Source organism: Flavobacterium xizangense, assembly GCF_054075145.1.
Genome location: NZ_JBSIPG010000276.1, coordinates 1 through 243, shown reverse-complemented (window position 1 = coordinate 243; position 243 = coordinate 1). Strand labels below are relative to the sequence as shown.

The 243-nt window shown below is 44.0% G+C and carries 1 protein-coding gene; it reads right to left on the bottom strand.

Annotation, left to right across the window (positions count from 1 at the left end; all coding sequences use genetic code 11):
- Positions 1–243 (bottom strand): 4Fe-4S dicluster domain-containing protein (locus ACWA1B_RS23415; protein ID WP_456911085.1); only part of this gene is annotated, 243 nt, incomplete at both ends.

The window sequence follows — 243 nt, the reverse complement described above, 5'->3', positions numbered from 1 at the left end:
CACACATTGGTTTTTTGCCAACACTGGTTCTGTCGTAACACATGGTACATTTCATCATTAAATCGTATTCTTCCATTTTCTTCGGAACTCCGAATGGACAAGCCATAACACAGTTGGAACATCCAATGCAGCGTTCTGTATTGGCAGTATGAACTACACCAAATTCATCCTGAGAAATCGCATCGGCTGGACAAACATTCGCACAAACTGGGTCTTCGCAGTGCATGCAAACCTGAACCGTGG